This window comes from Pseudomonas sp. c313 (assembly GCF_055407145.1).
This window is the reverse complement of sequence record NZ_JBUZRD010000011.1, coordinates 61,362-85,814: the sequence shown is the minus strand read 5'-3', so window position 1 is coordinate 85,814 and position 24,453 is coordinate 61,362. Positions and strand designations below refer to the sequence as shown.

The following is a 24,453-nucleotide window of genomic DNA, read 5'->3' as shown; positions in this document are numbered from 1 at the left end:
GCATGCCGGGCTTTTTGTTGCCTGTGGTTTCACAAATCACCGATTCTGCTGCTTCGCGCTTGCGGCCTTGGCCGCACGCAACCGGCGAACTTCTTTCGGATCAGCCATCAAAGGCCGATATATCTCAATGCGATCCCCGGCTTGCACAGTGCGAATATCAGCGTCGGCTACGACTTTCCCAAAGATCCCCAATGGACAGCCCGCCAGATCCAGTTCAGGAAACTGCGCTGCAATCCTCGACTCCAGTACTGCGGCCCTCACACTCGTGCCCGATGCAACCGCCAGCACCAACAACACCTGACGATCCAACGCGGCGTAGACCACCTCAATTTCGATCAATGACTCAACCATGCAATTGCTTGGCCCGCTGGCAGAACGCATCCACCAACGTGTTCGCAGCCTGATTGAACAGCGGCCCGAGCGTAGCTCGCACGATAGGACCGGCATAATCGAACGCCAGGTCCAGGCTGATCTTGCAGGCTTTCTCCCCCAAGGGCTTGAACACCCAGACGCCATGCAACTGGCTGAACGGCCCTTCCTCCAGGTTCATCTCGATGGAGTGGCCAGGCACCAACGTATTACGTGTAACAAAATGCTGACTGAGCCCGCTCTTTGCCACTGCCAGACTGGCACGCATGTGCTCATCGCTGCTCTCCAGCACCTCGGCGGACGAACACCAGGGCAGGAATTCCGGGTAACGCGCCACATCGTTGACCAGGTCATAGAGCGCTTGCGCCGGATAGGGCAACAGGGCCGAGCGTTGAATATGCGTCGTCATGTGAGCGTTATTTCCACAGCTGAGCGGCAAACATCGCGAAAGAACTACATGATTCGCGAAAGAAAGAAATCTAAAGAAGAGCGCGTATTGTCCGGGATTCAGCCAACACGCTCAAGCACGCAGGTTGACCGTAGCCGACACGCTCGCAACTCCCTATAATGCCGCCCCTATGGCTAAACAAAAGAAACACCCTACAGGGACCATCGCGCAAAATAAAAAGGCGCGACACGATTACTTCATCGAGCATCGGTTCGAAGCTGGTCTGGTCCTGGCCGGCTGGGAAGTAAAGAGTCTGCGTGCCAGCAAGCTACAGCTGGTCGACAGTTATGTGCTGCTCAAGGATGGCGAAGCGTGGCTGCTCGGCAGCCATATCACGCCGCTGACCGCTGCCAGCACCCACGTCATCGCCGACCCGGTACGCACCCGCAAGCTGTTGCTCAATGCCCGCGAACTGGAGAAGCTGGCCGCCGCCGTGCAACAAAAGGGTTACGCGTGCATCTGCCTGTCGTGGTACTGGAGCAAGCACTTGGTCAAGTGCGAAATCGCTCTGGGCAAGGGCAAGAAGGAATACGACAAGCGTGACACCGAGCGCGAGCGCGATTCCGACCGAGAATTGCAGCGTGCCGTACGTAACAAGGGCAAGGAAGATTAATCTTTCGCTCTAAATATGTGGCGCGATTGAAAAGATCGCAGCCAGCGGCCGCTCCTGAAAGAGCTACCGCAGGCTGCGATTTTTTGCATTAAGCAATCACATCCCTTTGCGCCGCTCCGCCCGAGCCATGCGCTGAACCTCCTGACGCACTTCCTCCAACACTTCCTGCACATACAGCAGGTGACGCGTGGAGACTTCCCGCGCCTGCTCGGCTCTCCCCTCGATAATTGCGAGGTACAAATCCCGGTGCTGACTGATCAGCATGTCCCGGGTTTCTGTGCGCTGCTGGTACATGCCGCCAATGTTAGTGACCACGTTGCGCTTGAGCAGGTCGAACAGGCCGCGAATGGTGTGCAGCAGTACTGCGTTGTGGCTGGCCTCGGCGATGGCCAGGTGAAACCTGGCATCCGCCGCCCCCTCTTCCGCCCGGCTCACTTCATCAACCCGCGTGTAGCAATCCTGCAATGTGTCAAAGGCGGCGGTCAGCCGCTCGCGGTCTACTTCGGTGGCGCGCTGTGCGGCGTAATAGGCGCAAGACGCTTCGAGGGTCTGGCGAAACTCCAGCAGATCACGCTGGGCTTCCGGGTTATTTTCCAGCAGGTACAGCAGCGGATCACTGAAGGTTGAGCCCAGGGTTTCAACCACATAGTTGCCACCGCCTTGGCGACTGACCAACAAACCTTTGGCGGACAGTTTCTGAATTGCCTCACGCAACGACGGGCGTGACACGCCGAACTGCTCGGCCAGTGCGCGCTCGGCCGGCAAGCGCTCGCCCGACTTCAACGTGCCCTCAAGGATCATCCCCTCAAGCTGCTCGACAATATCGTCAGACAAACGGCGCTGACGCACCTGATCAAACCCCATAACTCACTCTCCACCATCCCGACCAAGTCGCCGGGCCCTCTATTCTGGCCTATTGCCGCGCTGCCGGCACCTATCAGAGCCCCTTTGATTTAGCCGCCCAGATCATTTGCCCGCCAGCATTCGACCAAAGTTTCACAAGCGACAAATTGACACATCGCCCCCAAGGCTTTTAACCTAGCCAACAGCGGTTGTAAATTGGTATTACCAATTAACCAAATCGGCTGCACAGTGCATGACCAACAACAATTAGGGGCCACCCCATATGCAAACCTGGCAACAGCTCTACAGTCCACTCGGCAACCTCGGCTTGTCCGCATTGGCCGCCGTTATTCCCATCGTATTTTTCTTCCTGGCCCTGGCCGTGTTTCGCCTTAAAGGCCACGTCGCGGGCAGCATCACATTGGCGCTGTCGATCCTGGTGGCGATCTTCGCCTTCCAGATGCCGGTAGACATGGCGCTCGCCGCTGCTGGCTATGGATTTGCCTACGGCCTATGGCCGATCGCCTGGATCATTGTTGCCGCCGTATTCCTCTACAAACTGACGGTCAAGAGCGGCCAGTTCGAAGTTATCCGCAGCTCCGTGCTGTCGATTACCGACGACCAGCGCCTGCAAGTGCTGCTGATTGGCTTCTGCTTCGGCGCATTCCTCGAAGGTGCAGCCGGTTTCGGTGCACCGGTAGCGATTACCGCCGCATTGCTGGTAGGACTGGGCTTCAACCCGCTGTACGCCGCTGGCCTGTGCCTGATTGCCAACACCGCGCCCGTGGCCTTCGGCGCGCTGGGCATCCCGATCATCGTTGCCGGCCAGGTGACGGGCATCGACGCCTTCAAGATTGGCGCCATGACCGGTCGCCAATTGCCGCTGCTGTCGCTGTTCGTGCCATTCTGGCTAGTGTTCATGATGGACGGCCTACGCGGCGTCAAAGAGACCTGGCCGGCAGCGCTGGTGGCGGGCTTGAGCTTCGCCATCACCCAATACTTCACCTCTAACTTCATCGGCCCGGAACTGCCGGACATCACCTCGGCCCTGGCCAGCCTGATTTCCCTGACCCTGTTCCTGAAAGTCTGGCAACCCAAGCGCACCGCAGGCGCACAAATTGCCGGGGCAACTTCCAGCGCAGCCGTCACTGCCCGCGTCGGCGGTTTCGGCCAACCTCGCACTTCCGTGGCTTCGCCCTACAGCCTTGGGGAAATTTTCAAAGCCTGGTCACCGTTCCTGATTCTGACGGTACTGGTCACCATCTGGACCCTCAAACCGTTCAAGGCGATGTTCGCTGCTGGCGGCTCGATGTACAGTTGGGTCTTCAATTTCGCGATCCCACACCTGGACCAACTGGTGGTCAAGGTTGCCCCGATCGTCACGAACCCGACCGCCATTCCTGCAGTGTTCAAACTGGACCCTATTTCTGCCACCGGCACGGCTATTTTCTTCTCGGCACTGATCTCTATGGCAGTGCTGAAAATCGACTTCAAAACTGGTCTGACCACTTTTAAAGAGACCCTCTACGAGTTGCGTTGGCCAATCCTGTCCATCGGCATGGTGCTGGCGTTCGCGTTCGTTACCAACTACTCCGGCATGTCGTCGACTATGGCCCTGGTCCTGGCCGGTACCGGCGCAGCATTTCCCTTCTTCTCGCCATTCCTCGGTTGGCTGGGGGTATTCCTGACCGGTTCCGACACGTCGTCCAACGCCCTGTTCAGCTCCCTGCAAGCCACCACCGCCCACCAGATTGGTGTCAGCGACACCCTGCTGGTCGCGGCAAATACCAGCGGCGGCGTGACCGGCAAGATGATTTCCCCACAATCGATCGCCGTGGCCTGCGCAGCAACAGGCTTGGTGGGCAAAGAGTCCGACCTGTTCCGCTTCACCCTCAAGCACAGCCTGTTTTTCGCCACGATTGTCGGGCTGATCACCTTGGCCCAGGCCTACTGGCTCACCGGCATGCTGGTGCACTAAGCCGTGCAGGGATTAGGGTAAGAACCGACGCCGGACAGCGATTCCGGCGTCAGCTATTCACAACCCGGTCTGTAAGGCCGCCGAGCAATCAGCGGCCAACACGGACGGATAACCGGGACCACCCGGAGAATGCGCCTGATGAGCGAGCTTTTTTACAATGCCGTGCCTAATGCCACCCGTGTCGCGCCGCCCTTGGCCGAACCGCGCCAGTACCCCGGAGTAAAACCTCAACAGGTCTACCTGTTCGGTACCTGCGTAGTGGACCTGTTTTATCCCGAAGCCGGGATGGACGCGATTCACCTGCTGGAGCGCGAAGGCATTCGCGTCAACTACCCCCAGGGACAAAGCTGCTGCGGGCAACCGGCCTACACCTCGGGTTACACCGAACAGGCCCGACAAGTGGCACGCTCGCAACTGGCACTGTTTGCCGATGACTACCCGGTGGTGGTGCCTTCAGGCTCCTGCGCGGGCATGTTGCGCGAGCACTATGCCGACCTGTTCAAGGACGAGCCCGAAACGCTCAAACAGGTGCAGGCCCTCGCCGCCCGCACCTACGAGTTGGCGGAGTTCCTGCTGTTCGTGTGCAAGGTCCAGCTCAAGGACAGCGGTGCGCCAGTCAAGGTGGCGCTGCATACCTCTTGCTCGGCACGCCGGGAAATGAACACCCACCTGCATGGCCGTGAACTGCTGGCGCAACTGAACAACGTCGAGCGGGTCGACCACAGCCACGAAAGCGAATGCTGCGGTTTCGGCGGGACGTTCAGCGTGCGCATGCCGGATATTTCCGGGGCGATGGTCGCCGACAAGACCCGAGCCCTGAAAGAATCCGGCGCCCACCAAGTGTTGAGTGCCGATTGCGGCTGCCTGATGAACATCAATGGCTCCCTGGAGAAACAGCAGGCTGCATTGCGCGGTCAGCACCTGGCCAGCTTTCTCTGGCAGCGAACCGGGGGTGCACAATGAACACCGCCACGCTGATTCCCACCGTCGACGTGTCGGAAGATTTCCGCTCCCGCGCCCATCAAGCCTTGGGTGACGCACAACTGCGAAACAACTTTCGCAGCGCGATGGACTCGCTGATGACCAAACGGGCAGCGTCTTTTAGCGATGCCCACGAACGTGAACACCTGCGAGCCCTGGGCAATGCTGTGCGTGCCCGGGCGCTGTCCAAATTGCCTGACCTGCTGGAGCAGCTTGAACAGAACCTGACCCGCAACGGCGTCAAGGTGCACTGGGCGCAAACAGTCGAAGAGGCCAACGCCATCGTGCTGTCGATCATCCGCGAGCGCGAAGCCATACAGGTGATCAAGGGCAAATCCATGGTCAGTGAAGAGATGGACATGAACCACGTCCTCGCCGCCCAGGGCATTGAATGCCTGGAGTCGGACATGGGCGAGTTCATTGTTCAACTGGACCACGAGAAGCCTTCCCACATCATCATGCCGGCCATTCACAAGAACGCCGGCCAGGTCGCGTCGCTGTTCCACGAGAAATTGGGCGTGGAGTACACCAAGGACGTCGATCAACTGATCCAGATTGGTCGTAAAGTCTTGCGGCAAAAATTCTTCGAAGCCGACATTGGCGTCTCCGGTGTCAACTTCGCCGTGGCCGAAACCGGCACCCTGCTACTGGTGGAAAACGAAGGCAACGGGCGCATGTCGACCACCGTGCCGCCAGTGCATATTGCCGTCACTGGCATCGAAAAGGTCGTCGAAAACCTGCGAGATGTGGTGCCGCTGTTGTCGTTGCTGACCCGCTCGGCCCTTGGCCAGCCGATCACCACCTACGTCAACATGATCTCCGGCCCGCGCAAGGCCGATGAATTGGACGGCCCCGAGCAAGTGCATCTGGTACTGCTGGACAACGGCCGCAGCCAGGCCTTTGCCGACAGCGAACTGCGCCAGACCCTCAACTGCATCCGCTGCGGCGCCTGTATGAATCACTGCCCGGTGTACACGCGAATCGGCGGCCATGCCTACGGCGAGGTGTACCCAGGCCCTATCGGAAAAATCATCACCCCACATATGGTCGGCCTGGCGAAAGTCCCCGATCATCCCAGTGCTTCGTCGTTGTGCGGCGCCTGCGGTGAAGTGTGCCCGGTAAAAATACCAATCCCTGCGCTGCTGCGTCGCCTGCGGGAAGAGAACGTCAAAGCCCCCGACAGCCCTCATCAGGTGATGCGCGGCCAAGGCAGCAAGTACTCGCGCAAGGAACGTTTTATCTGGAACGCCTGGGCCCGACTCAATAGTTCACCGACGCTGTACCGGCTGTTTGCCTTCTGCGCCACCCGTCTGCGCGCCCTGGCGCCGAACAACCTCGGGCCGTGGACGCAAAACCACAGTGCGCCGAAACCCGCCGCACGCTCACTGCATGACCTGGCCCGCGAGCATCTGGCCAAACAGGGAGGTCGCTGATGAGCGCCAAGCACAACATCCTCGCCAAATTGCGCCATAGTCTGACGGGCACCACGCCGGTGCCTGACAACTTCGACGAAGCCCTGGTGACGGAGATCTACACCTACACTGCCGAGCAACGTATCCCGCAACTGCGCAAGCTGATGGAAGCGGTACACACTGAAATCCACCTGACGTCTGGTGCCGGCTGGCCAACGTTGCTGGCGCAACTGCTGCAAGACCGAACATTGCCCAGCCTGCTGATCGCCCCAACCACGCCCCACGGCCGATGTGTTACCGAGCACTGGGCGAACAATCCGCATCTGCCGGTGCTAAAAGCCTACAACCGTCCGGTAGAAGAGTGGAAAGCCGAGCTGTTCAATGACACCCCAGCCAGTCTTACAACAACCCTGGGCGCTATCGCCGCAACCGGCAGCTTGATTCTCTGGCCAACGCGGGAAGAGCCGCGCCTGATGAGCCTGGTGCCGCCGGTGCATTTCGCCCTGCTCAAGGCCAGTGAGATTTACGATAATTTCTATCAGGTCCAGCAGCAATTCGCCTGGGCCCAAGGCATGCCCACCAACGCCCTGCTGGTGTCCGGTCCGTCGAAGACCGCCGACATCGAACAGGTGCTGGCCTACGGCGCCCACGGTCCGAAAGACTTGGTGGTATTGATCCTGGAGGACCAATGAGTCTGCCCGCAGCGTTCCTTGATGATGTCGCACGGCTGATCCCGAAAGATCGGCGCTTCGACGATGCGCTTTCCACTCTGGCATTCGGCACCGACGCCAGCTTTTACCGACTGATCCCACAGCTGGTCATCCGCGTCGAGTCGGAAGAGGAAGTCGTCGACCTGCTGCAACTGGCCCAGCGCGACCGCGTACCAGTGACCTTTCGCGCCGCTGGCACCAGCCTTTCCGGTCAGGCCATCAGCGATTCAGTATTGATCGTGCTCGGCGACAACTGGAACGGTCGCGAGATTCGCGGCCAAGGCACGCAAATCCGCCTGCAACCTGGGGTAATCGGCGCCCAGGCCAACGCCTGGCTGGCACCGTTCGGACGCAAGATAGGCCCTGACCCGGCGTCGATCAACGCCTGCAAGATCGGCGGCATCGTCGCCAACAACGCCAGCGGCATGTGCTGCGGTACGGCGCAGAACACCTACCACACACTGGCCGGAATCCGCCTGGTGCTGGCCGATGGCAGCAGCCTCGACACCGAAGATAGGGTCAGCGTCTCGGCATTCCGTGAGCAGCACGGTGACCTGCTTGAACGCCTGGCGACCCTGGGCCGCGAGACCCGGGCCAATGCTGAATTGGCCGCAAAAATTCGCCACAAATACCGTCTGAAAAATACCACTGGCCTGTCACTCAACGCGTTAGTGGACTTCGACGAACCACTGGATATCCTCAGCCATCTGCTGGTGGGCTCCGAGGGCACCCTGGGGTTTATCAGCGCAGTGACTTACGACACGGTCATCGACCACCCGAACAAAGCCTCGGCGCTGATCGTATTCCCAGACGTGGAAACTTGCTGCAACGCAGTAACGGTGCTGAAAACCCAGCCGGTTTCAGCGGTCGAACTACTGGATCGGCGCAGTATGCGTTCGGTGCAGGACAAACCCGGCATGCCGGCTTTCGTACAGCAACTGTCGGAAAACGCCTGCGCGCTATTGATCGAATCCCGCGCGGCATCGTCCTCGCTGCTCCATGAACAACTGGCGCTGATCATGGCATCCCTGGCCGGTTTCCCGGTGGAGAAGCAAGTCGACTTCACTGAAGACCCGCTGGAAAACGCCCGCCTCTGGGCCATCCGAAAAGATACCTTCCCTGCCGTCGGTGCCGTGCGTAAAACCGGCACCACCGTGATCATCGAAGACGTCACCTTCCCAGTGGAACAACTGGCTATCGGCGTAAACCGCCTGATCGAGTTGTTCGACAAACATCACTACGACGAAGCCATCCTTTTCGGACACGCTTTGGAAGGCAATCTGCACTTTGTCTTCACCCAAGGCTTCAACAGTGCCGAAGAAGTCACACGCTACCAGGCGTTCATGGACGACGTGGCACAATTGGTGGCGGTGGAGTTCGGCGGCTCGCTGAAGGCCGAACACGGCACTGGCCGCAATATGGCGCCCTTCGTCGAGCTGGAATGGGGCAGCGATGCTTATCAACTGATGTGGCAACTCAAGCGCCTGCTCGACCCCAACGGCATTCTCAACCCGGACGTGGTGCTCAGCGAAGACCCGCAAATCCACCTGAAAAACCTCAAGCCTCTGCCGGCTGCCGACGAGTTGGTGGATAAGTGCATCGAGTGCGGTTTTTGCGAACCGGTATGCCCGTCGAAAGGCCTGACCTTGAGCCCGCGCCAGCGCATTGTGATCTGGCGCGATATCCAGGCGAAAAAACGCGCAGGCATCGACACCACCGAACTTGAAGAGGCTTACCGCTATCAGGGCATCGACACCTGCGCCGCCACCGGGCTTTGCGCTCAACGCTGCCCCGTAGGCATCAATACCGGTGACCTGGTGAAAAAGCTGCGCAGCCGTGACGCCGACCACACGAAAACAGCGGAGTGGCTGGCGACGCATTTTGCAACAGTATTGCAAGGCGCACGCTTTACCCTTCACGTGGCCAACGGTGCGCGGATGTTACTGGGCGCGCCACGCCTGGCAAAACTTTCCGCCACGGTGACCAAGCTGTCCAAGGGGCAAATTCCCCAATGGACCAGCGCCATGCCGCAGCCGGAAAAGGCCATTCGTTTCAGTCCGACCGTCAACGATGAACGGCCACGAGTGGTTTACCTGGCGGCTTGCGTATCCCGAGCGATGGGGCCGGCGGCGAGTGACAAGGAACAGATGTCGCTGTACGACAAAACCCGTGGTCTGCTGGAAAAGGCCGGATATCAAGTAGTCTTCCCGGACAATCAGGACAGCCTCTGCTGCGGCCAGCCTTTCGCGTCCAAAGGCTACGCCGAGCAAGCCGAGCACAAGCGCCAGGAACTGATCGGCGCCCTGCTTCACGCCAGCCGTGGCGGCCTTGACCCTATTTATTGCGACACCAGCCCTTGCACCCTGCGCCTGGTTCAAGACTTGGGCGAGACGCGCCTGGACCTCTACGACCCGGTGCGCTTCATCCGCACACACTTGATGGACCGCCTCGACTTCACCCCTCAAGACGCGCCCATCGCCGTGCATGTCACCTGCAGCACCCAGCATCTGGGCGAAAGCCAGGCCTTGATCGACCTGGCCCGGCGATGCAGCAAAAACGTAGTGATCCCCGAAGGCATTCACTGCTGCGGTTTTGCCGGTGACAAGGGTTTCACCACACCCGAGCTGAACGCTCACTCACTGCGATCCCTGAAAGAGGCGGTGCAATATTGCAGCGAGGGCATCTCCACCAGCCGTACCTGCGAGATCGGCCTGAGCCAGCATGGCGGGATTGATTATCACGGTTTGGTGTACCTGGTGGATCGTGTCACTCAGGCGCGAACTCACTAATCCGGCAATAAAACAGAACCCCTGCGCGCCCGCGCAGTCATCTGCATAGGCCTCGACGAACGAGGCTCATCAGTGACCTCGCTGGCTGCACGGGAAATCCGGCGGCATCGAGCCCTCTTTGCACAAGGAGATACCCATGAAGCGCTCCGCTCTTGCTGGTTTGTTCGTTACCGCTGCAATGCTGGCTTCCCCGGTGTTTGCAGCCGGTACAACCGATGACCTGTGCCAGATCAATCTGGACAAAATCAACAACGGGAAAGCGTTGCTCGCCACTGACACCAGCGGCAAAAGCGGCGAAATTGATACGGCCGTTTCCCAAGCCAAAGCCGCCCATGCAGCGGGGGACGACAAGAGATGTATCGAGATCACCTCCAAGGCCCTGCAAGATCTGCAGGACAGCGACAAAGGCGGCAAGTAATTCGCCAACCGCTCAAGGCCAACCTTCGGGTTGGCCTTCTGTGACCGTTTGACGTACACTGCGCAGGCTTGTCGCTCATTAAGAAACACCGAGCAACAAGCACGGGGCCGTTTAGGATTCGACGCTGGTTGCGAACCTTTAGGTGCATGCCGAGTTGGTAACAGAACTCGTAAATCCACTGTTGCAACTTTCTATAGTTGCCAATGACGAAACCTACGGGGAATACGCTCTCGCTGCGTAAGCAGCCTTAGCCCTTCCCTCCTGGTACCTTCGGGTCCAGCAATCATCAGGGGATGTCTGTAAACCCAAAGTGATTGTCATATAGAACAGAATCGCCGTGCAGTACGTTGTGGACGAAGCGGCTAAAACTTACACAACTCGCCCAATGCACCCTGCCCGTCGGGCGGCTGAGGGTTAACTCAATAGACACGGCTACGCATGTAGTACCGACAGCAGAGTACTGGCGGACGGGGGTTCAAATCCCCCCGGCTCCACCACTTCATCATCTAAAGACGTCCACGGACGTCTTTTTTTGTGCCTGGAATCCAGTGAATGCGGGGGGGGCTTGGGGGAGTTCCTGAGTTCCAGGCGCTTTGGTATCCCAGATGGTATCCCGGACTACCAGATGCTATTTTCAGGATACCAAAACGGTGCCGGAGGTAGCCCCCACGCCTACTAACGCAACCCGCCTCTCCGATCGCCAGCTCAAGGCAGTCAAGGCAACTGGTAAAGACTTCGTCCTCAGCGACGGCGATGGCTTGCAGCTTCGAGTACGCGCGAGCGGCTCGATGATGTGGAATTTCAATTACCGCGAGCCGTTGACCAGAAGCCGTATCAACATGGCGCTTGGTCCATACCCCGACCTCTCCCTAGCTGTAGTGGTCAACTAATCCCGGACACGACGTTAAGTTTTTCTTCGGCCCGAGCTGGCGCCAACCCATCGTTGAATTGATGGGGCCGAATCCAGTTGTACCGATGCATCAAGAAATGGCTGATATCGCGTTGGGCTTCTTGAGCAGTTCTGTAGCCCGTGCTCGGTATCCATTCGGTTTTCAAGCTGCGGAACACCCGCTCCATCGGCGCGTTGTCCCAGCAATTCCCCCGACGACTCATGCTCTGACGCATGCGATAACGCCACAACTGCTGGCGAAATAAACGACTCGCATACTGGGCGGCAAACCCTCGCGACGGTCCATCGAACCGCAGACGTCCACCAGAAACACCAGGTTCGCCTGGGCCAGCTCTGCCACCGCGCGGTCCGAGGCCTTGATGCCGATGCGCAGCAGTCGGGTGTGCGGGCTCCACGGCGCTGGAAAAAGAATTTTCAGCAGTGATAGCGCCGCACCACGGCAGGACATGGCCTTGACCTAAAACAGATTGAACGGCACATTCGCCACTAACCGAAACTCATCGTAACTGCCATCAATCTGCCCGCCACTCGCGCGGTGGTTGTAGACGATGCTGCGCAGCACGGCGTTTTTCAGCGTTCCTGACTGGACCACGTAGGCGAGCATCAAACCGTTTTCGTTGTGTTTGGCGCCATCCAGTCCGCGGACGTTGTAGCCCGTGTTGCGACCATCGCGATCGCCGCTGTAGTGGGTGCCGTCGATGCCCCAGCCTTTGGCGTGCCAGAGGCTGGCGGTCAGGCCCGGGAGGCCGTAGGTGGCCAGGTCGAGGTCGTAGCGCAGTTGCCAGGATTTTTCGTTGGGGCCGTTGTAGTCCGAGTACAGCGAATTGGCCATGTAGTTGCCCGTGGACTCCCACACGTAGTCGAAATATTCGTCGCCAAACACCTGCTGCCACGCGGCTGTCAAGCCATGGGCACCATGGGAGGCGGTCACTGCGAGGCTGTAGGCGTCATTGTCGATAAAGCCTAGGCGTTGTTCGCCCTGATCGCGTGTGCGGTAGTAGTTGAGGCTGGTTTTGAGCGCCAGGTTCGCTCGATCACCCACCACGTGAGTCACCCCCAGATAATATTGTTGCCACATGTCTTCAAAGCGCGACCCGTAGGCACTCAACGTCAGCCCGCCAGGTGATTTTGCCGTGGCGCCTAGGTAGCTGATGCGCGAACCGGTGTAGGCGCGATTGCCAAAGGTGGTGGTCAGGCGTTCGCTGCCAGTGCCGGTGCGCGGGATGGCGCGTTCGAAGCTTCCCCCTTGCAGCGCCAGCCAGTCGAATTCGTTGCTGCTCAGGGCGATGCCTTGAAAAGTCGATGGCAAGGCACGGTTGTCCTTGTAGCGCAGGATCGGGTTCTCCGTGAGCATCCGTCCGGCCTTGAGCTCAGTGCTCGACACCCGCAGCCGCAGGTCACCCACACCCAGTCGGCTCCAGGTCGGCACAGCGTCGCCATCGCTGTCGACCAACACCCGGTCGCCGCCATTGGCCACCGCGCCATGCCCGCGTTCCAGGGTGACAGCGCTAAACAACGCAGCATCCACCCCAAACCCCACCAAACCCTGGGTATAGCCGGATGTGTAGTTGAGCATGCCGGACTGTACCCAGGTTTCGCGTTCGCGGGTCGGTTGCGCAACGCCGTGTTTTTTGATGACCAGGTGTGTGCTGCGCTGGGTGTGCTGGTCGGAATAGTAGTGACGCAGATTGAGGCCCAGATGGCTGCCGTCGATCAGACCTGTCGCCTGATCCTGCGGTGAAATGGGCTCGGCGGCCCAGCCTGGCTGGACAACAACCAGCATCAGGACCGACGCCCGAAGTACATGTACGTGCATGAAGAAGTGCCTATAAAAGGGCGCACCGCTCAAGGCACCTGGCGCTTGAGCGGCACACAGCAGCAGTCAGGGGATCAGTGGGTCGGCGCAGACGGCCAGTGTTTGATCGGGCCGCGCCAGTCTTCGTAGGCCTTGGCGCATTGCAGCAACCATTGGTCGGCGAATCGCGGGGCAATCATTTGCAGGCCGATGGGCATGCCCCGAGCGGTGAACCCGCAATTAATCGACGATGATGGCCCCAGCCTCACGCAATCGTGCGGCGGGTGTGCGTCTTCGGTCGCAGGGATCAGCGCCGTAGCGGCGCTTCCCTGAGGAGTGCAATCACCTTGGGTGGCGATTAACGCCTTGAGCGTCACCGGTACGCCGTCGAGCATCCCGCGGGGCGTGCCTCTGCTCCAGCGCTCGATGTGAGCCAGCAAGTGATCGTAATACTCCAGCGGTGACAATTCGCGACTGGCAAACAAGGCCAACAGTCGCGCCGCAGGCAAATCATGTAGATCCGTCATCCAATAGCCGTCCGTGCCAAACCCCTGTTGCGTACCTGCAACGCTCTTGCCTTAACGCTCCGAAACCAGCGCCTGACAATGCTCTGCGGGCTCGCGCCCACCGAAAATCACAGCGCAGCCTACGCCGACGGCGCCCATCACCACGCAATACGCCACGCACACCCACGGGCTCCACGGCATCAGCGCGATCAGCAACAAGGGTGTCGTGCTCGCCCACAATGCGTAGGCAATGTTGTAGGTAAAGGAAATACCCGACACGCGTATGTGCGCCGGAAACAGGCTGACCATCACCGACGGTACGGCGCCGACCACCCCGCAGCTCAGGCCCGCCAGCGCATAGGCCAGGCCCAGCCAGGCACCGCCACTGATCAGGCAGCCATAGAGTGCTGCGATACCGATCGGCAGCAGCACGCTGTACAGCATGACGGTCCGCCAGGCACCGATCCGGTCAACGATCAACCCGGCCAGCACACAGCCGATGTTAAGGAACACGATGCCCAGGCTGCTCAGGGCAAACGTATGGCTGGGGCTCATGCCGAAACTCTTTTGCATGACTGTCGGAGTGATAACCACCAGCACCACCACGGCTGAGGTCAGCACACAGGTCAGAATCATCGCCGGCAGCAACATGTGCCGGTGCTCGCGCAGTACCGTGCGCAACGGCAACTCGGCATCCGCCTCGCGCCGCGCCTGCAGGGCCATGAACACCGGCGTCTCGCTCAACCAACGGCGCAACCAGACGCCGATCACGCCAAAGACTCCGCCAAGTAGAAACGGCAGGCGCCAGGCGTAATCGAGGATTTCGGCGGCGGTAAAGACTTGCGCCAGCATTGTCGCGGTCAGCGCCCCCAGCAGGTAGCCGAAGGTAAGCCCTGCCTGCAAAAAGCCCAAGGCGTAGCCACGATGGCCGGCGGGCGCGTGCTCGGCGACGAATACCCACGCACTCGGCACTTCCCCGCCCACGGCGGCGCCTTGCAGCACGCGCAGCACCAGCAGCAATAACGGGGCGAAATAACCGATATGCTCATAGGTCGGCATGATGCCAATCAACAGGCACGGCAACGCCATCATCAGGATGCTCAGGCTGAAGACCCGCTTGCGGCCCAACTGGTCGGCAAAGTGGGCCATCAGGATGCCGCCCAGCGGTCGCGCCAGGTAACCGGTGACGAAGATGCCGAAGCTTTGCAGCAACCTCAGCCATTCCGGCATCTCCGGAGGGAAAAACAGCTGGCTGAGGGTCAGCGCAAAGAACACGAAGATAATGAAGTCGTAGATTTCCAGCGCACCACCAAGGGCCGCCAGGCCGAGGGTTTTGTAGTCGGCCTTGGAAAACTGATGAGCTCGCGAATCAGTAAGGGCAGTCATGGGCAAACTCTGAACAGGCAATAAAGAACGACGCTACGGCAATAAGGACCCGCTCAACCCTGTCCACGCGTGCGCCTTCGAATCAATTTCAGCAGCGCAATATGGTCTACGCAAAAGGGCATCCGGACAACCAGACTGTGGCTCTGTGTTGCTTTTTAGCTGAAATCTGTACATTGCGCTTTCTTCCGTTTAAACAATAATCAGGGCCTTCCCAACTCCCTGAATATTTGGCCAATCATGGAAGAAATTGCACGCAACTTCGCCGATTTTGCTCATCCCGACACAGAATCCATTGCTATCATCCGCGGCCGTGTCCTTCAGGCTTTGCAGCATTATTTACTCGAGCGCAACTTCAAGCAGTTGATGCCGATCCTGATGTCGCCGATCACCGATCCGCTGAACCACGCGGTGTATCCCGCCGAGCTTCAATACGAAGAACGGCGCCTGAAACTGACCGCGAGCATGATCTTCCACAAGCAGTTGGCATTGACCGCCAAGGGCCACGACAAGATCTTTATCGTCGCGCCGAACATCCGCCTGGAAAAGGCCGAGATCAAGGATTCCGAGAACCACCTGCTGGAGTTCTCGCAGTTCGATTTCGAGATCCGCAACGGTGATATGCATCAAGTCATGGCCCTCATCGAAGGCCTGATCAAGCATGTGTTCAACGAGGTCAATCAGCACTGCGCCGCCGAGCTTTCGCAGCTCAACCGTCAACTGCCGCACTATGCAACCGCGTTCCCGATCTACAGCTCCGATGAACTGCGCGCCGAACATGGCGACGACTTCGAGAAGATCATGTCGGCCCGCGCGCACACGCCGTTCTTCGTCACCAACTACCGTCGCGAGTTTTACGATCGCGAAACCCCGGGCAAGCGCGGCACCTACAACAACTACGACCTGATCTATCCCGATGGCTACGGCGAAGCCCTGTCCGGCGCAGAGCGCGAGTTCGAATACGAGCAGATCGTCTACCGCATGAACGAGTTGTCGATGGACCTGCAGCCGTTCGCCAACTACCTGGAAGTCGCCCGCCGCGGTTTGCTGCATCCGAGCGCCGGTGGCGGCCTGGGGATCGAGCGCCTGCTCAAGTTCATTTGCGGCAAGCGGCGCATCCGCGACGTCGCGCTGTTCGACCGCACCGTCGGTACCCACTTCCTGTTCTGATCAAGGACTGATTCGCAACGCCTGCCCCACCATTGGTGGCAGGCGTCGCCATGGAGAAACACAATGCCTGCACTGCGTATTCACTGGTGCTCACCGCTCGATAGCGGTCAGCAAAAGGCGTCGGAAAAATACGATACCGGCGCGCTCGATTTTGCCGGAATCGTCGACTTCGCCCAGGAAGCCGACGAGCTGGGGATCGACTCGCTGTTGATGGGGATCAGCTACCACATGCCCGATCCGCTGCCGATGATCGGCGCTCTGGTCCGCGAGACCGAGCGGGTCAAATTCATCCTGGCTTACCGTCCCGGCTTGGTGCCGCCAACCTTGTTCACGCAAATCGTCAACACGGTGTCGTGGATGTCCGACAAACGTATCTCGCTCAATCTGGTCGCCGGTATTTCGCCGGACGAGCAGGCCTTCTACGGCGACTTCGTGGCCCACGACGGTCGCTATGAGCGCACTGGCGAATTCCTCGACATCCTGCATCGCTTCTGGAGCGGTGAATCTCCGCTGACCTATCACGGCGAACACTACCGCATCGAAAAAGCCCAGTTGGGCTTGCCCTTCAAGGACGCCGAGCGCCCGCGCATCTACCTCAGCGGCGCTTCGGACATTGCCCAACAAATCGCCATCAAACACAGCGATTGCTGGCTGCGTTACGGCGATACGCCCCAAGGCATTGCCGAGGCCAGCCGCACGGTGCTCGAGTCTGGATGTTCGGTGGGGATTCGCATGCACGTGCTCGCCCGCGAAACCCGGGCCGAAGCCCTGGCTGCGGTCGAAAGCATGATGGAAAACCCTGACGAGCAGCATCGTGAATGGGTCCGTCAGTTCGTCGGCCGCTGCGATTCCGAAGCGGTAAAAACCTCGTTCCGCTTGGCTGACAAGGCTGAGCACGACTGGCTGTCGCCGATGCTCTGGTCCGGCGCCGTGGCCTACCGTGGCGGCCCGGCATTGTGTGTGGTAGGCAGCTATCAGGAAGTTGCCGAATATTTGTTCGAGTACAAAAAAGTCGGCGTCAGCGAGTTTATTTTCTCCGGCTGGCCGACCCGTGACGAAATGCGCCGCTTCTGCAAATACGTGCTGCCTTATCTGCGCGAACTCGAAACCGTCTGGGACCGCGAACATGCGTGAAGCCAGCATCGACGCCCGACACAGCGCGATGCGCTGGTTCGGTGCCGGGTTGCTGTGCGCCTTGCTGGCCGAGCAGACCGTGCTGTTCGCCGTACCGTTGATGATCTTTCAGCTCACTGGCAACGTGCGCTATTCCGGTGTCGCGTTTGCCCTTGAGTGGCTTCCGGCGCTGATCGCTTATCCGTTCGCCGGGCTGCTGGCCGACCGATTTGGCGGACGACTGCTGTTTCGCAGCGCCAACACGGCCCGCGCCCTGAGCCTGGCCGTCACGCTGTGGATCTGCTGGTACCAGCCGCAGTGGATGATCTGGGCGTTGATCGGCAACGGCATCGTGTTGTCGGTGTTGATGGCCCCGGTGCGCATGGCCGTTGAAAAAAGCGTGCCCCTGATCGCCGGCCCCGAACGTCTGGCGCACTGCCAGTCGCTGGTGCAGAACATGGAGCTACTGGCCATGGCCCTCGGCCCGGCGCTGGCGGCGGGGCTGGCGATGTATGCCGACAAGCGCCTGCTGCTGGGGCTCGCGGCGGCGGCACTGTTTGCCGCGGCGATGTTCTGGAAAGGCCTGCCGACCGCGCGTTCCGCCAATCGCCCCACCAGTGTTTTCAAAGACCTGGCCCTCGGTTGGCGCCTGTTGCTCGGCAATCCGCCGGTGCTGTCGCTGGCTGCGCTCAACTTCACCATCAACCTGGCCTTTGCCGCCGTGCTGAGCGCCAACGCGTTCGTCATCAGCGGGGTATTCAGTGCGGCCGATGGTGTCTTTGGCCTGATGAATGCCGGTGCCGGTGCCCTCGGTCTGTTGAATTTTATCCTGGTGCCTCGTCTGTTGGCGCGCATGTCGATCTATCGGCTTGGCGCGCTGGGTTTCGCCCTGTTGTGCCTGGGCCTGATCTGCATGGGCGTGGCCAGCGGCGTGTTGCTCTATGCCTTGAGCTTTCTGTTGGCGATGGCCGGTTGCGCACTGTTCAACGTGTTCAACCGTACGCAGCGGATCAAGGCGATCGAGGCGGCACACCTGGGCAAAGTCATGGGGCCGTTTTACCTGGTCAACCTGCTTTCCTACCCACTGGGCGGGCTGTTGACCGCCAGCGTCGGCCACGTTTATGGCGTGCAGGTGCTGATCCTGGTCCTCGCACTCGTGCTGACCGTGCCCGGTACCTTGCTGTTTATCCTCACCACTCGGCGTTTTCGTATTGCCCTGGATGGTCCGTCACTCGCCATGGAGGCGTCCCGATGAAAACCCTCCCGCACTGCCTGATCGCAACGGTCGAATCCGACTCGCACATGTGGAACCTGGTGTACCTGCAACTGTGGCTGGCCGAGCACGGTTTGAGCGTGAAGAACCTCGGCAGTTGCACCCCGGTGGATGCCGTACTCACCGCCCTTGAGCAGTTCCGCACCCAACTGTTGGTGGTCAGCAGCGTCAATGGCCACGGTTATTCCCAGGGCCTGGAACTGATCCGCCAGGTGCGCCGGTTGCACCCGCATATGCCCTGCGTGATCGGCGGCAAGTTGACCACCTCCGAAGATGAAACCCTGGCGGTCCGGCAGCCCTTGATGGACGCCGGTTACAACCAGGTGTTCGTCGGCCCCGACGCCATCGAAGCCTTCAGCGGTTACCTGGGCACGCTGCACGCCCAGCCCGATGCTGAACCTGCTCCCGTCAACAGCGTGACGTCCTGGGGTTAACCCCGACCACGGCTGTCTTCGCTCATTCAAAGGATTACTACGATGCATATCGTTATCGTCAATCGCTGGCCGCGCTTTCGTGACGAACGCCGCTGGGACAACGAACTGACCCGCTACGAAGATTTCTTCGACCATCAGCAGCACCGGATCAGCTACGTGGTCGACGGACCCGGCGCCGAGGGCGTGCTCGCCCCGGTGCAGCACATTGCCCATCAAGTGCAGGTTGGCGACGTCAATCAATACGAGCAACTGCTGGGCGCGGTGCAGGAAGTCATCGACCGGGTGGGCCCGGTGGACCAGTTGATCGCACTGTCGGAGTTCACCCTGGAAATCGCCGCCCAGGTCCGTCAGACCCTGAACATCCCGGGCCACGGTCCAGACGAAGTGGCGGTGTACCGCGACAAGGCGCGCATGAAGGAAATCCTCCAGGCCCAAGGCCTGCCCGTACCGCCATTTGCGCGTTGCCAGTCGGTGGAACAGGCCGTGCACTTTGCCCGCGAAATCGGTTACCCGGTCATCGTCAAACCGGTGGACGGCGCCGCCAGCATGGGGGTGGAAAAGGTTGAAAACGAATCAGCGCTGCGCAACCTGCTGAGTGACATCGACCTGTCGCGTTATGAAATCGAAGGCTTCATGCACGGCCAGACCTACCATATTGATGGTTTCGCCGACGTCGATGGCAGCGTGCCGTTTCAAGTGGTCTCGCGTTACATCAACAGCTGCCTGGATTTCGCCCAGGCCCAACCGCTGGGCTCGGTAATCGTCCAGGCGTCGGCGCTGCGCACCCGCATCGAAGCCTTTAGCGAGCAATGCCTGCGGGCGTTGAACCTGCGCTGCACGGCGTTCCACCTGGAAATTTTCGTCGAGCCCGACGACTCGCTGGTATTCCTCGAAATCGGCGCGCGCGTCGGCGGCAGCGAAGTGCCGCACCTGATCAACAAGGTGTTTGGCGTCAATCTGTACGAACACTGGCTGCGCCGCCTGGCCGGCGACCAGGTGCCAGTACCGGCCATCAGCCACGACCCGAGCGGCGGCTGGCTGGTGATTCCCAAACCGGCGCGTTTGCCGTGCAAGGTCGTGCAGGCCGAATCGTTGCGCGCAGTGCTGCCCAATCTGTGGCGCGAACTGTTGCCCGAACCGGGGCAAGTCCTCGAAGCCGGTGGCAGCTATGACGCGCTGCACAGCGGACGCTTCATTTTTGTCGGAGGTAGCGAAGTCGCCACTGAAAACGACATCCACCACGCCACTCAGACCTTCCAATTCCAGGCCGAACCGCTATGAACTTCACCACGTCCCAGGCTTTGAACGATGAGCCATTGCTGGGTCAGCTCAATCATTATTTCTGTGCCGACGAACGTCGCGCCGTCGCCACCCTGGGCGAGCGCCTGATAGACGCTGCCGGCGGCCTCGACGGGCTGACCGGTTACAAGTTGATGGTCGCCTACGGCGGCGGCAAAGACAGCTCCTACACCGTGGCCATGTTGCGTGCGACGCAGTTGCACCTGTCGGTCCTGCATGGCCGCACGTTCCAGTTGCGCATCGCCAACATGCGCCATGCCGGCGTGCCGGATGCGGTTATGGCGAACATCGATCGGGTCTACCGCGCCCTGCACCTGTTCGACGACCCTCGCGTAGAAATGCTGGTAGTCGACCACCGCCAGATCCGTCCTTTCGAGCGGCATTTGCCGTTCCCGGACGATGTTCAAGCGATGAACCGCTTCGACGTATTGATGAATGGCCATCGCACCGCTGGAGACGGCCGGCCGACCTTTTGCAACAGTTGCAACCTGGCGGTAGCGGACTTCTACGGCCGGGCCGCCTGGTGGCAAGGTGGCGTCAACGCGGTCGTCACCGGCGACTCGCGCAAGGAACAAAAGCACTATTTCACCTGGATCATGCGCCTGGCGCAGCGGCTGGGCCTGAACGTCGACGAATGCCGTCGTCAGGGTTTCCGTGGCTTGCTGCAAGCGCTGGACGGCGTGGCCCAGACGTATTTCATCGAACTGTTTGGCGAAGGCTTCGACCACCAGCGAGACGAACGACGCGTGGCCTGCGGCGATGACAATGCCGATCCGGCGTTTATCAGCATCTATGACCTGGTCAGCTACAAGGTCGAGGATCACTGGGAGCTGATTACCGAGTTCCTCGACTTCCGCTTCGAGGAACTGGCGTTCAGCTTCACCGAGTCGGACTGTGCCAACCCGATGCTGATGGCGCACTTTCGCGGTCTCAAGGCCGAGTACGTCCAGGGCCGGACCTATAACCAGGGTATTGCCGAATACCTGGAGCTGGCGCAGGGCTTGATGCGCAAGAAAGAAATGCCTCAGCGCCTGATCGATCTGGCAATGGCTGCCTATGCCGATGCTCAAGGCATGCAAGCACGCCGCAATCTCGCCACGCGCTTCGCCGAGCAGGCGTTCGGGCTCGATGAGACGCAATTGGTCTGCATGCAGTTCGCACCGTTCGTCGACCGTGGCCGCGAGCTGTCAGGCTTTATCGGATTGTGCCATCCGCAACGTTTGGTCGATCTCGATGGCCTGCATCAAGTGCTCTCGGGCCAACGTAACGACCCGATTTTGAGCCAGTGGCTGACCCGGATCAGCGGCCTGCCGCTGCCGGCATTGCGCAATTTGTATGACCATCAACGGATTGATTTCGACAGCGACGCCACACTGATTGCCCGCGTCCGCGCTGGCGACCCGCACAAGGGTCGCATCAGCCGCTATGACCCGGCCACCGGGAAAACCGTGGTTGAACTGGTCTCGGGACGCTGAGGCATGACAGTGTTCAACGGGGGTCATTTTCAACAATTCATCGAGCGTGCCCGCGCCCGGGACGAGCTGGTGGTGCAACCGCGCATGGGCTTTGGCGCACTGAAACAGATGCGCGCCGGGCTCGAGCGCGTGGCCGCCCTGCCCTGTGCGGCCATCGGCACCATCACGCTGGACAGCTACACCCGCGTCGGCGATTACCAGAGCGCCCTGCAATGCCTCAACAGTTCGAGCCCGATGAACGGTTTCCCAATCATCAGCCACCCGATCGAGGCCGTGCGCAGCATGCTCGATGGGCTCTATGGGGCGCAGTTTCCAATCCAGATCCGCCACGGCACCGCCAAACCGCAGAACGTGTTCCAGCGTCTGGCGGCCCTGGGCCTGGATGCCACGGAAGGCGGGCCGGTGTCGTATTGCATGCCCTACAGCCGCTTGCCGCTGGCCGAAGCCGTCAGCGCCTGGGCGCAGAGCTGCCGGTTATTGGCCGGCGCCACCGCGCATCCGCACATTGAGAGTTTCGGCGGTTGCCTGCTGGGTCAGCTGTGCCCGCCGTCGATGCTGATCGCCATGACTTTGCTCGAGGCGCTGTTCTTCCGTCAGCACGGTGTGCGCGGGGTGTCACTGAGCTATGCCCAAGGCACCTCGATGGCCCAGGATTTCGGCGCCTTGCAAGCGTTGCGCGAACTCGCCGCCGATTACCTAGACGGCGATCACTGGCACGTCGTGGTGTATTCCTACATGGGGGTGTTCCCGACCACGGCGCATGGCGCCCGCTGGCTAATTTGCGACAGCGCGCACCTGACCCGGGCCGCCGGTTGCGAGCGTCTGATCGTCAAGACCATCGCCGAGTCACGGCAAATTCCATCGGTCGATGACAACCTCGATGCCTTGCGCATGACCGCCGAAGTAGCCGCGGGAGACCTTACGCCCATCGACCCGGCCAGCGCCGGGTACTACCAGGAAACCGTTTTCGAAGCCCAGCGCCTAGTGGAAACCGTGCTGAACCTACATGCCGACATCGGCGTGGCACTGATTCAGGCGTTCGCCCGTGGCTTGCTGGACATTCCCTACTGCCTGCACCCGGACAACCCCGGCCGCGCCACCACCCGTATCGATGACAAGGGCGCACTTCGCTGGGGCAATATCGGCGGCCTGCCCTTGCCACGCGCCAGCGGCTGGTCGGTGGATGGCCCCGGTATCAGCTCCTCCGAACTGTTTCAGATGTTGCATCACACGGTGAACCGTTATGACCAACCCTTGCATTGATTCCAGCGACGCGCCGTTGATTCTGGTCGACGCTTACTCCACCGGTGCCCTGCTGGCCCAGTCGCTCACCGGGCAGCGCCGCTTGCTGCATGTGCGTTCGCGAGGGGACATGCCCGCGGCCTTCGCCGCCAGTTGCCCGAAAAGCCTGTTTGCCGAGGACTACAGCCTCGCCGAGGAAGGCCTCGAACCCTTGCTGCTCAAACTCGCCGCGCAGCATCCGGCGGCCGTGCTGACCGGCAGTGAGTTTGGCGTCGAACTGGCGGATTTGCTGGCCGCGAGGCTGGGTTTGCCCGGCAACGATCCGGCGACCTCGGCCGCCCGTCGCGACAAGTCGTTGATGGCCGAACGTGTGGCTGACGCCGGTTTGCCGGTGGCCGCGCAGTTGCGCACTCACTCGATGGCCCGGGCGTTGGCCTGGTTCAAGGCCCGGGGCGGCGCCAGCGTGGTCGCCAAACCGCTGGACAGTGCCGGCTCGGACAATGTGTTCATCTGCCACGATGCGCTTCAGCTACAGACCGCCATCGAGTCGATCCTCGGCGCGACCAACCTGATGATGCTCAGCAACAAAGCGGTGCTGTTACAGGAATACCTGACAGGCGCCGAATATGTGATCAACAGCGTCAGCCATCAGGGCGAGCACTGGATCACCGACGTCTGGAAGTGCTCCAAGACCGTTACCTGCGACGGCCGGAAAATCTATGACCGCGAGGACCTGCTGCCGGCAGAGGCCCGGGAGCTGCCGCAACTGATCGAGTATGTGGAAGGGGTGCTCGACGCGCTGGGCATTGTCCATGGCCCGGCGCATACCGAGCTGATCCTGACCGCCGACGGCCCGCGTCTGCTGGAAACCGGCGCACGTCTGTCGGGGCTGGCTTGCCCGCCCGCCCTGCAAGCGGCTACCGGCAACGATCAGGTGGCGCTGACCTGCCTCAGCTATCTGGAGCCTTCACGCCTGGCCCAGTGGCCCAAACGTTATCGTCTGCTGCAACACGCCCGGGGTCTGAACCTTATCGCGCACAAGCCCGGGCTGTTCGCCCAGAGCCATGTTCGCCATCGCCTGGAAGCTTTATCGAGTTTTCATAACGCCAGGTTCCGTTTCGGTGAAGGGGCAAGGATTGCCCCCACCGTTGACCTGAACAGTTCACCGGGTGCGGTGTTTCTGCTGCACCCGTTGATCGAACGCATCAACGCCGATTACAACGCCTGGCGTGGATGGGAGAAAGATTGGTTGTAACCACAAACAGCCCCGACATCGGGGCTCAACAAGGAAG

21 protein-coding genes, 1 other RNA gene and 3 pseudogenes are annotated in these 24,453 nt (G+C 60.4%); 17 read left to right on the top strand and 8 right to left on the bottom strand.

The genetic code is table 11. The features are described from left to right. Nucleotides 1–36: 36 nt before the first annotated feature. Both ACZRKZ_RS23305 and ACZRKZ_RS23300 read right to left on the bottom strand, forming a co-directional pair. Complete coding sequence (locus tag ACZRKZ_RS23305) at nucleotides 37–351, bottom strand: RnfH family protein (RefSeq protein ID WP_463982874.1); 315 nt, start codon at nucleotides 349–351, stop codon at nucleotides 37–39. Beyond that, nucleotides 344–778 carry a type II toxin-antitoxin system RatA family toxin gene (locus tag ACZRKZ_RS23300; protein WP_463970162.1) on the bottom strand — a complete coding sequence of 145 codons (435 nt, stop codon included), beginning with the start codon at nucleotides 776–778 and terminating at the stop codon, nucleotides 344–346. Before ACZRKZ_RS23300 ends, ACZRKZ_RS23305 begins: the two co-directional genes overlap by 8 nt. Before the next feature lie 169 nt (nucleotides 779–947). Here ACZRKZ_RS23300 and smpB point away from each other — a divergent pair, with 169 nt between their 5' ends. Continuing rightward, on the top strand, nucleotides 948–1,430 hold the full coding sequence (gene smpB / locus ACZRKZ_RS23295) for an SsrA-binding protein SmpB (protein ID WP_133103657.1): 483 nt from the start codon (nucleotides 948–950) through the stop codon (nucleotides 1,428–1,430). A 96-nt stretch (nucleotides 1,431–1,526) separates the two neighbouring features. On the opposite strand, the gene ACZRKZ_RS23290 is transcribed toward smpB, so the two are convergent. After that, on the bottom strand, nucleotides 1,527–2,294 hold the full coding sequence (locus tag ACZRKZ_RS23290) for an FCD domain-containing protein (RefSeq protein ID WP_463982873.1): 768 nt from the start codon (nucleotides 2,292–2,294) through the stop codon (nucleotides 1,527–1,529). A gap of 262 nt (nucleotides 2,295–2,556) precedes the next feature. On the opposite strand from ACZRKZ_RS23290, the gene ACZRKZ_RS23285 reads away from it, so the two are divergent. The 8 genes and pseudogenes from ACZRKZ_RS23285 to ACZRKZ_RS23250 all read left to right on the top strand — a co-directional run. Next, nucleotides 2,557–4,251 carry a lactate permease LctP family transporter gene (locus tag ACZRKZ_RS23285; protein ID WP_463970160.1) on the top strand — a complete coding sequence of 565 codons (1,695 nt, stop codon included), beginning with the start codon at nucleotides 2,557–2,559 and terminating at the stop codon, nucleotides 4,249–4,251. Between the two features lie 138 nt (nucleotides 4,252–4,389). Then, nucleotides 4,390–5,214, top strand: coding sequence for a (Fe-S)-binding protein (locus ACZRKZ_RS23280; RefSeq protein ID WP_149413241.1), 825 nt, complete (start codon nucleotides 4,390–4,392; stop codon nucleotides 5,212–5,214). Beyond that, the gene (locus ACZRKZ_RS23275) at nucleotides 5,211–6,665 is read left to right on the top strand and encodes a LutB/LldF family L-lactate oxidation iron-sulfur protein (RefSeq protein ID WP_463970159.1); all 1,455 of its coding nucleotides are present in this window, start codon (nucleotides 5,211–5,213) and stop codon (nucleotides 6,663–6,665) included. Before ACZRKZ_RS23280 ends, ACZRKZ_RS23275 begins: the two co-directional genes overlap by 4 nt. Then, a complete protein-coding gene (locus ACZRKZ_RS23270) occupies nucleotides 6,665–7,336 on the top strand; it encodes a LutC/YkgG family protein (protein ID WP_133103662.1) in 672 nt (223 codons plus the stop codon). The genes ACZRKZ_RS23275 and ACZRKZ_RS23270 overlap by 1 nt, the downstream gene beginning before the upstream one ends. Next, nucleotides 7,333–10,143, top strand: coding sequence for an FAD-binding and (Fe-S)-binding domain-containing protein (locus tag ACZRKZ_RS23265; protein ID WP_463982872.1), 2,811 nt, complete (start codon nucleotides 7,333–7,335; stop codon nucleotides 10,141–10,143). Before ACZRKZ_RS23270 ends, ACZRKZ_RS23265 begins: the two co-directional genes overlap by 4 nt. 136 nt (nucleotides 10,144–10,279) lie before the next feature. Next, nucleotides 10,280–10,561 carry a hypothetical protein gene (locus ACZRKZ_RS23260; RefSeq protein ID WP_149413244.1) on the top strand — a complete coding sequence of 94 codons (282 nt, stop codon included), beginning with the start codon at nucleotides 10,280–10,282 and terminating at the stop codon, nucleotides 10,559–10,561. 103 nt (nucleotides 10,562–10,664) lie between these two features. Next, nucleotides 10,665–11,058: a transfer-messenger RNA gene (gene ssrA, locus ACZRKZ_RS23255) on the top strand. A gap of 153 nt (nucleotides 11,059–11,211) precedes the next feature. Then, a pseudogene (locus tag ACZRKZ_RS23250) lies at nucleotides 11,212–11,436 on the top strand (Arm DNA-binding domain-containing protein); the annotation flags it as partial. Between the two features lie 7 nt (nucleotides 11,437–11,443). Here the strand turns inward: ACZRKZ_RS23250 and ACZRKZ_RS23245 are convergent. The 5 genes and pseudogenes from ACZRKZ_RS23245 to ACZRKZ_RS23225 all read right to left on the bottom strand — a co-directional run. After that, nucleotides 11,444–11,734 (bottom strand): annotated as a pseudogene (locus ACZRKZ_RS23245) (integrase core domain-containing protein); the annotation flags it as partial. After that, a complete protein-coding gene (locus ACZRKZ_RS23240; protein ID WP_463982900.1) occupies nucleotides 11,671–11,919 on the bottom strand; it encodes a hypothetical protein in 249 nt (82 codons plus the stop codon). The pseudogene ACZRKZ_RS23245 and the gene ACZRKZ_RS23240, both read right to left, overlap by 64 nt. Nucleotides 11,920–11,928: 9 nt before the next feature. Then, nucleotides 11,929–13,254, bottom strand: coding sequence for an OprD family outer membrane porin (locus ACZRKZ_RS23235; protein WP_463982899.1), 1,326 nt, complete (start codon nucleotides 13,252–13,254; stop codon nucleotides 11,929–11,931). A gap of 107 nt (nucleotides 13,255–13,361) precedes the next feature. Next, a pseudogene (locus tag ACZRKZ_RS23230) lies at nucleotides 13,362–13,523 on the bottom strand (amidase); the annotation flags it as partial. A gap of 321 nt (nucleotides 13,524–13,844) precedes the next feature. Beyond that, a complete protein-coding gene (locus ACZRKZ_RS23225) occupies nucleotides 13,845–15,158 on the bottom strand; it encodes an MFS transporter (protein WP_463982871.1) in 1,314 nt (437 codons plus the stop codon). Between the two features lie 237 nt (nucleotides 15,159–15,395). Here ACZRKZ_RS23225 and ACZRKZ_RS23220 point away from each other — a divergent pair, with 237 nt between their 5' ends. From ACZRKZ_RS23220 to ACZRKZ_RS23185, 8 genes are all read left to right on the top strand, one after another. Continuing rightward, nucleotides 15,396–16,325: an asparagine synthetase A gene (locus ACZRKZ_RS23220; RefSeq protein ID WP_463982870.1), complete on the top strand. Its 930-nt coding sequence runs from the start codon at nucleotides 15,396–15,398 to the stop codon at nucleotides 16,323–16,325. Nucleotides 16,326–16,388: 63 nt separating this feature from the next. Continuing rightward, nucleotides 16,389–17,459 carry an LLM class flavin-dependent oxidoreductase gene (locus ACZRKZ_RS23215; RefSeq protein WP_463982869.1) on the top strand — a complete coding sequence of 357 codons (1,071 nt, stop codon included), beginning with the start codon at nucleotides 16,389–16,391 and terminating at the stop codon, nucleotides 17,457–17,459. Continuing rightward, on the top strand, nucleotides 17,452–18,693 hold the full coding sequence (locus tag ACZRKZ_RS23210) for an MFS transporter (RefSeq protein ID WP_463982868.1): 1,242 nt from the start codon (nucleotides 17,452–17,454) through the stop codon (nucleotides 18,691–18,693). Before ACZRKZ_RS23215 ends, ACZRKZ_RS23210 begins: the two co-directional genes overlap by 8 nt. Further along, nucleotides 18,690–19,145 carry a cobalamin B12-binding domain-containing protein gene (locus ACZRKZ_RS23205; RefSeq protein WP_463982867.1) on the top strand — a complete coding sequence of 152 codons (456 nt, stop codon included), beginning with the start codon at nucleotides 18,690–18,692 and terminating at the stop codon, nucleotides 19,143–19,145. The genes ACZRKZ_RS23210 and ACZRKZ_RS23205 overlap by 4 nt, the downstream gene beginning before the upstream one ends. A 42-nt stretch (nucleotides 19,146–19,187) precedes the next feature. Beyond that, nucleotides 19,188–20,426, top strand: coding sequence for an ATP-grasp domain-containing protein (locus tag ACZRKZ_RS23200; protein ID WP_463982866.1), 1,239 nt, complete (start codon nucleotides 19,188–19,190; stop codon nucleotides 20,424–20,426). Then, nucleotides 20,423–21,919: a hypothetical protein gene (locus tag ACZRKZ_RS23195; protein ID WP_463982865.1), complete on the top strand. Its 1,497-nt coding sequence runs from the start codon at nucleotides 20,423–20,425 to the stop codon at nucleotides 21,917–21,919. The genes ACZRKZ_RS23200 and ACZRKZ_RS23195 overlap by 4 nt, the downstream gene beginning before the upstream one ends. 3 nt (nucleotides 21,920–21,922) lie before the next feature. Continuing rightward, nucleotides 21,923–23,182, top strand: a complete 1,260-nt coding sequence (locus ACZRKZ_RS23190; RefSeq protein ID WP_463982864.1) for a methylaspartate mutase — start codon at nucleotides 21,923–21,925, stop codon at nucleotides 23,180–23,182. Next, nucleotides 23,163–24,416, top strand: coding sequence for an ATP-grasp domain-containing protein (locus tag ACZRKZ_RS23185; protein ID WP_463982863.1), 1,254 nt, complete (start codon nucleotides 23,163–23,165; stop codon nucleotides 24,414–24,416). Before ACZRKZ_RS23190 ends, ACZRKZ_RS23185 begins: the two co-directional genes overlap by 20 nt. Nucleotides 24,417–24,453: the final 37 nt, after the last annotated feature.

Coding starts and splice junctions, on each gene's coding strand:
- ACZRKZ_RS23225 (WP_463982871.1), bottom strand. CDS start 15,158: ATGACTGCCCTTACTGATTCGCGAGCTCATCAGTTTTCCAAGGCCGAC.
- ACZRKZ_RS23215 (WP_463982869.1), top strand. CDS start 16,389: ATGCCTGCACTGCGTATTCACTGGTGCTCACCGCTCGATAGCGGTCAG.
- ACZRKZ_RS23185 (WP_463982863.1), top strand. CDS start 23,163: ATGACCAACCCTTGCATTGATTCCAGCGACGCGCCGTTGATTCTGGTC.
- ACZRKZ_RS23305 (WP_463982874.1), bottom strand. CDS start 351: ATGGTTGAGTCATTGATCGAAATTGAGGTGGTCTACGCCGCGTTGGAT.
- ACZRKZ_RS23220 (WP_463982870.1), top strand. CDS start 15,396: ATGGAAGAAATTGCACGCAACTTCGCCGATTTTGCTCATCCCGACACA.
- ACZRKZ_RS23190 (WP_463982864.1), top strand. CDS start 21,923: ATGACAGTGTTCAACGGGGGTCATTTTCAACAATTCATCGAGCGTGCC.
- ACZRKZ_RS23270 (WP_133103662.1), top strand. CDS start 6,665: ATGAGCGCCAAGCACAACATCCTCGCCAAATTGCGCCATAGTCTGACG.
- smpB (WP_133103657.1), top strand. CDS start 948: ATGGCTAAACAAAAGAAACACCCTACAGGGACCATCGCGCAAAATAAA.
- ACZRKZ_RS23280 (WP_149413241.1), top strand. CDS start 4,390: ATGAGCGAGCTTTTTTACAATGCCGTGCCTAATGCCACCCGTGTCGCG.
- ACZRKZ_RS23235 (WP_463982899.1), bottom strand. CDS start 13,254: ATGCTGGTTGTTGTCCAGCCAGGCTGGGCCGCCGAGCCCATTTCACCG.
- ACZRKZ_RS23275 (WP_463970159.1), top strand. CDS start 5,211: ATGAACACCGCCACGCTGATTCCCACCGTCGACGTGTCGGAAGATTTC.
- ACZRKZ_RS23260 (WP_149413244.1), top strand. CDS start 10,280: ATGAAGCGCTCCGCTCTTGCTGGTTTGTTCGTTACCGCTGCAATGCTG.
- ACZRKZ_RS23210 (WP_463982868.1), top strand. CDS start 17,452: ATGCGTGAAGCCAGCATCGACGCCCGACACAGCGCGATGCGCTGGTTC.
- ACZRKZ_RS23290 (WP_463982873.1), bottom strand. CDS start 2,294: ATGGGGTTTGATCAGGTGCGTCAGCGCCGTTTGTCTGACGATATTGTC.
- ACZRKZ_RS23205 (WP_463982867.1), top strand. CDS start 18,690: ATGAAAACCCTCCCGCACTGCCTGATCGCAACGGTCGAATCCGACTCG.
- ACZRKZ_RS23285 (WP_463970160.1), top strand. CDS start 2,557: ATGCAAACCTGGCAACAGCTCTACAGTCCACTCGGCAACCTCGGCTTG.
- ACZRKZ_RS23300 (WP_463970162.1), bottom strand. CDS start 778: ATGACGACGCATATTCAACGCTCGGCCCTGTTGCCCTATCCGGCGCAA.
- ACZRKZ_RS23240 (WP_463982900.1), bottom strand. CDS start 11,919: ATGTCCTGCCGTGGTGCGGCGCTATCACTGCTGAAAATTCTTTTTCCA.
- ACZRKZ_RS23265 (WP_463982872.1), top strand. CDS start 7,333: ATGAGTCTGCCCGCAGCGTTCCTTGATGATGTCGCACGGCTGATCCCG.
- ACZRKZ_RS23195 (WP_463982865.1), top strand. CDS start 20,423: ATGAACTTCACCACGTCCCAGGCTTTGAACGATGAGCCATTGCTGGGT.
- ACZRKZ_RS23200 (WP_463982866.1), top strand. CDS start 19,188: ATGCATATCGTTATCGTCAATCGCTGGCCGCGCTTTCGTGACGAACGC.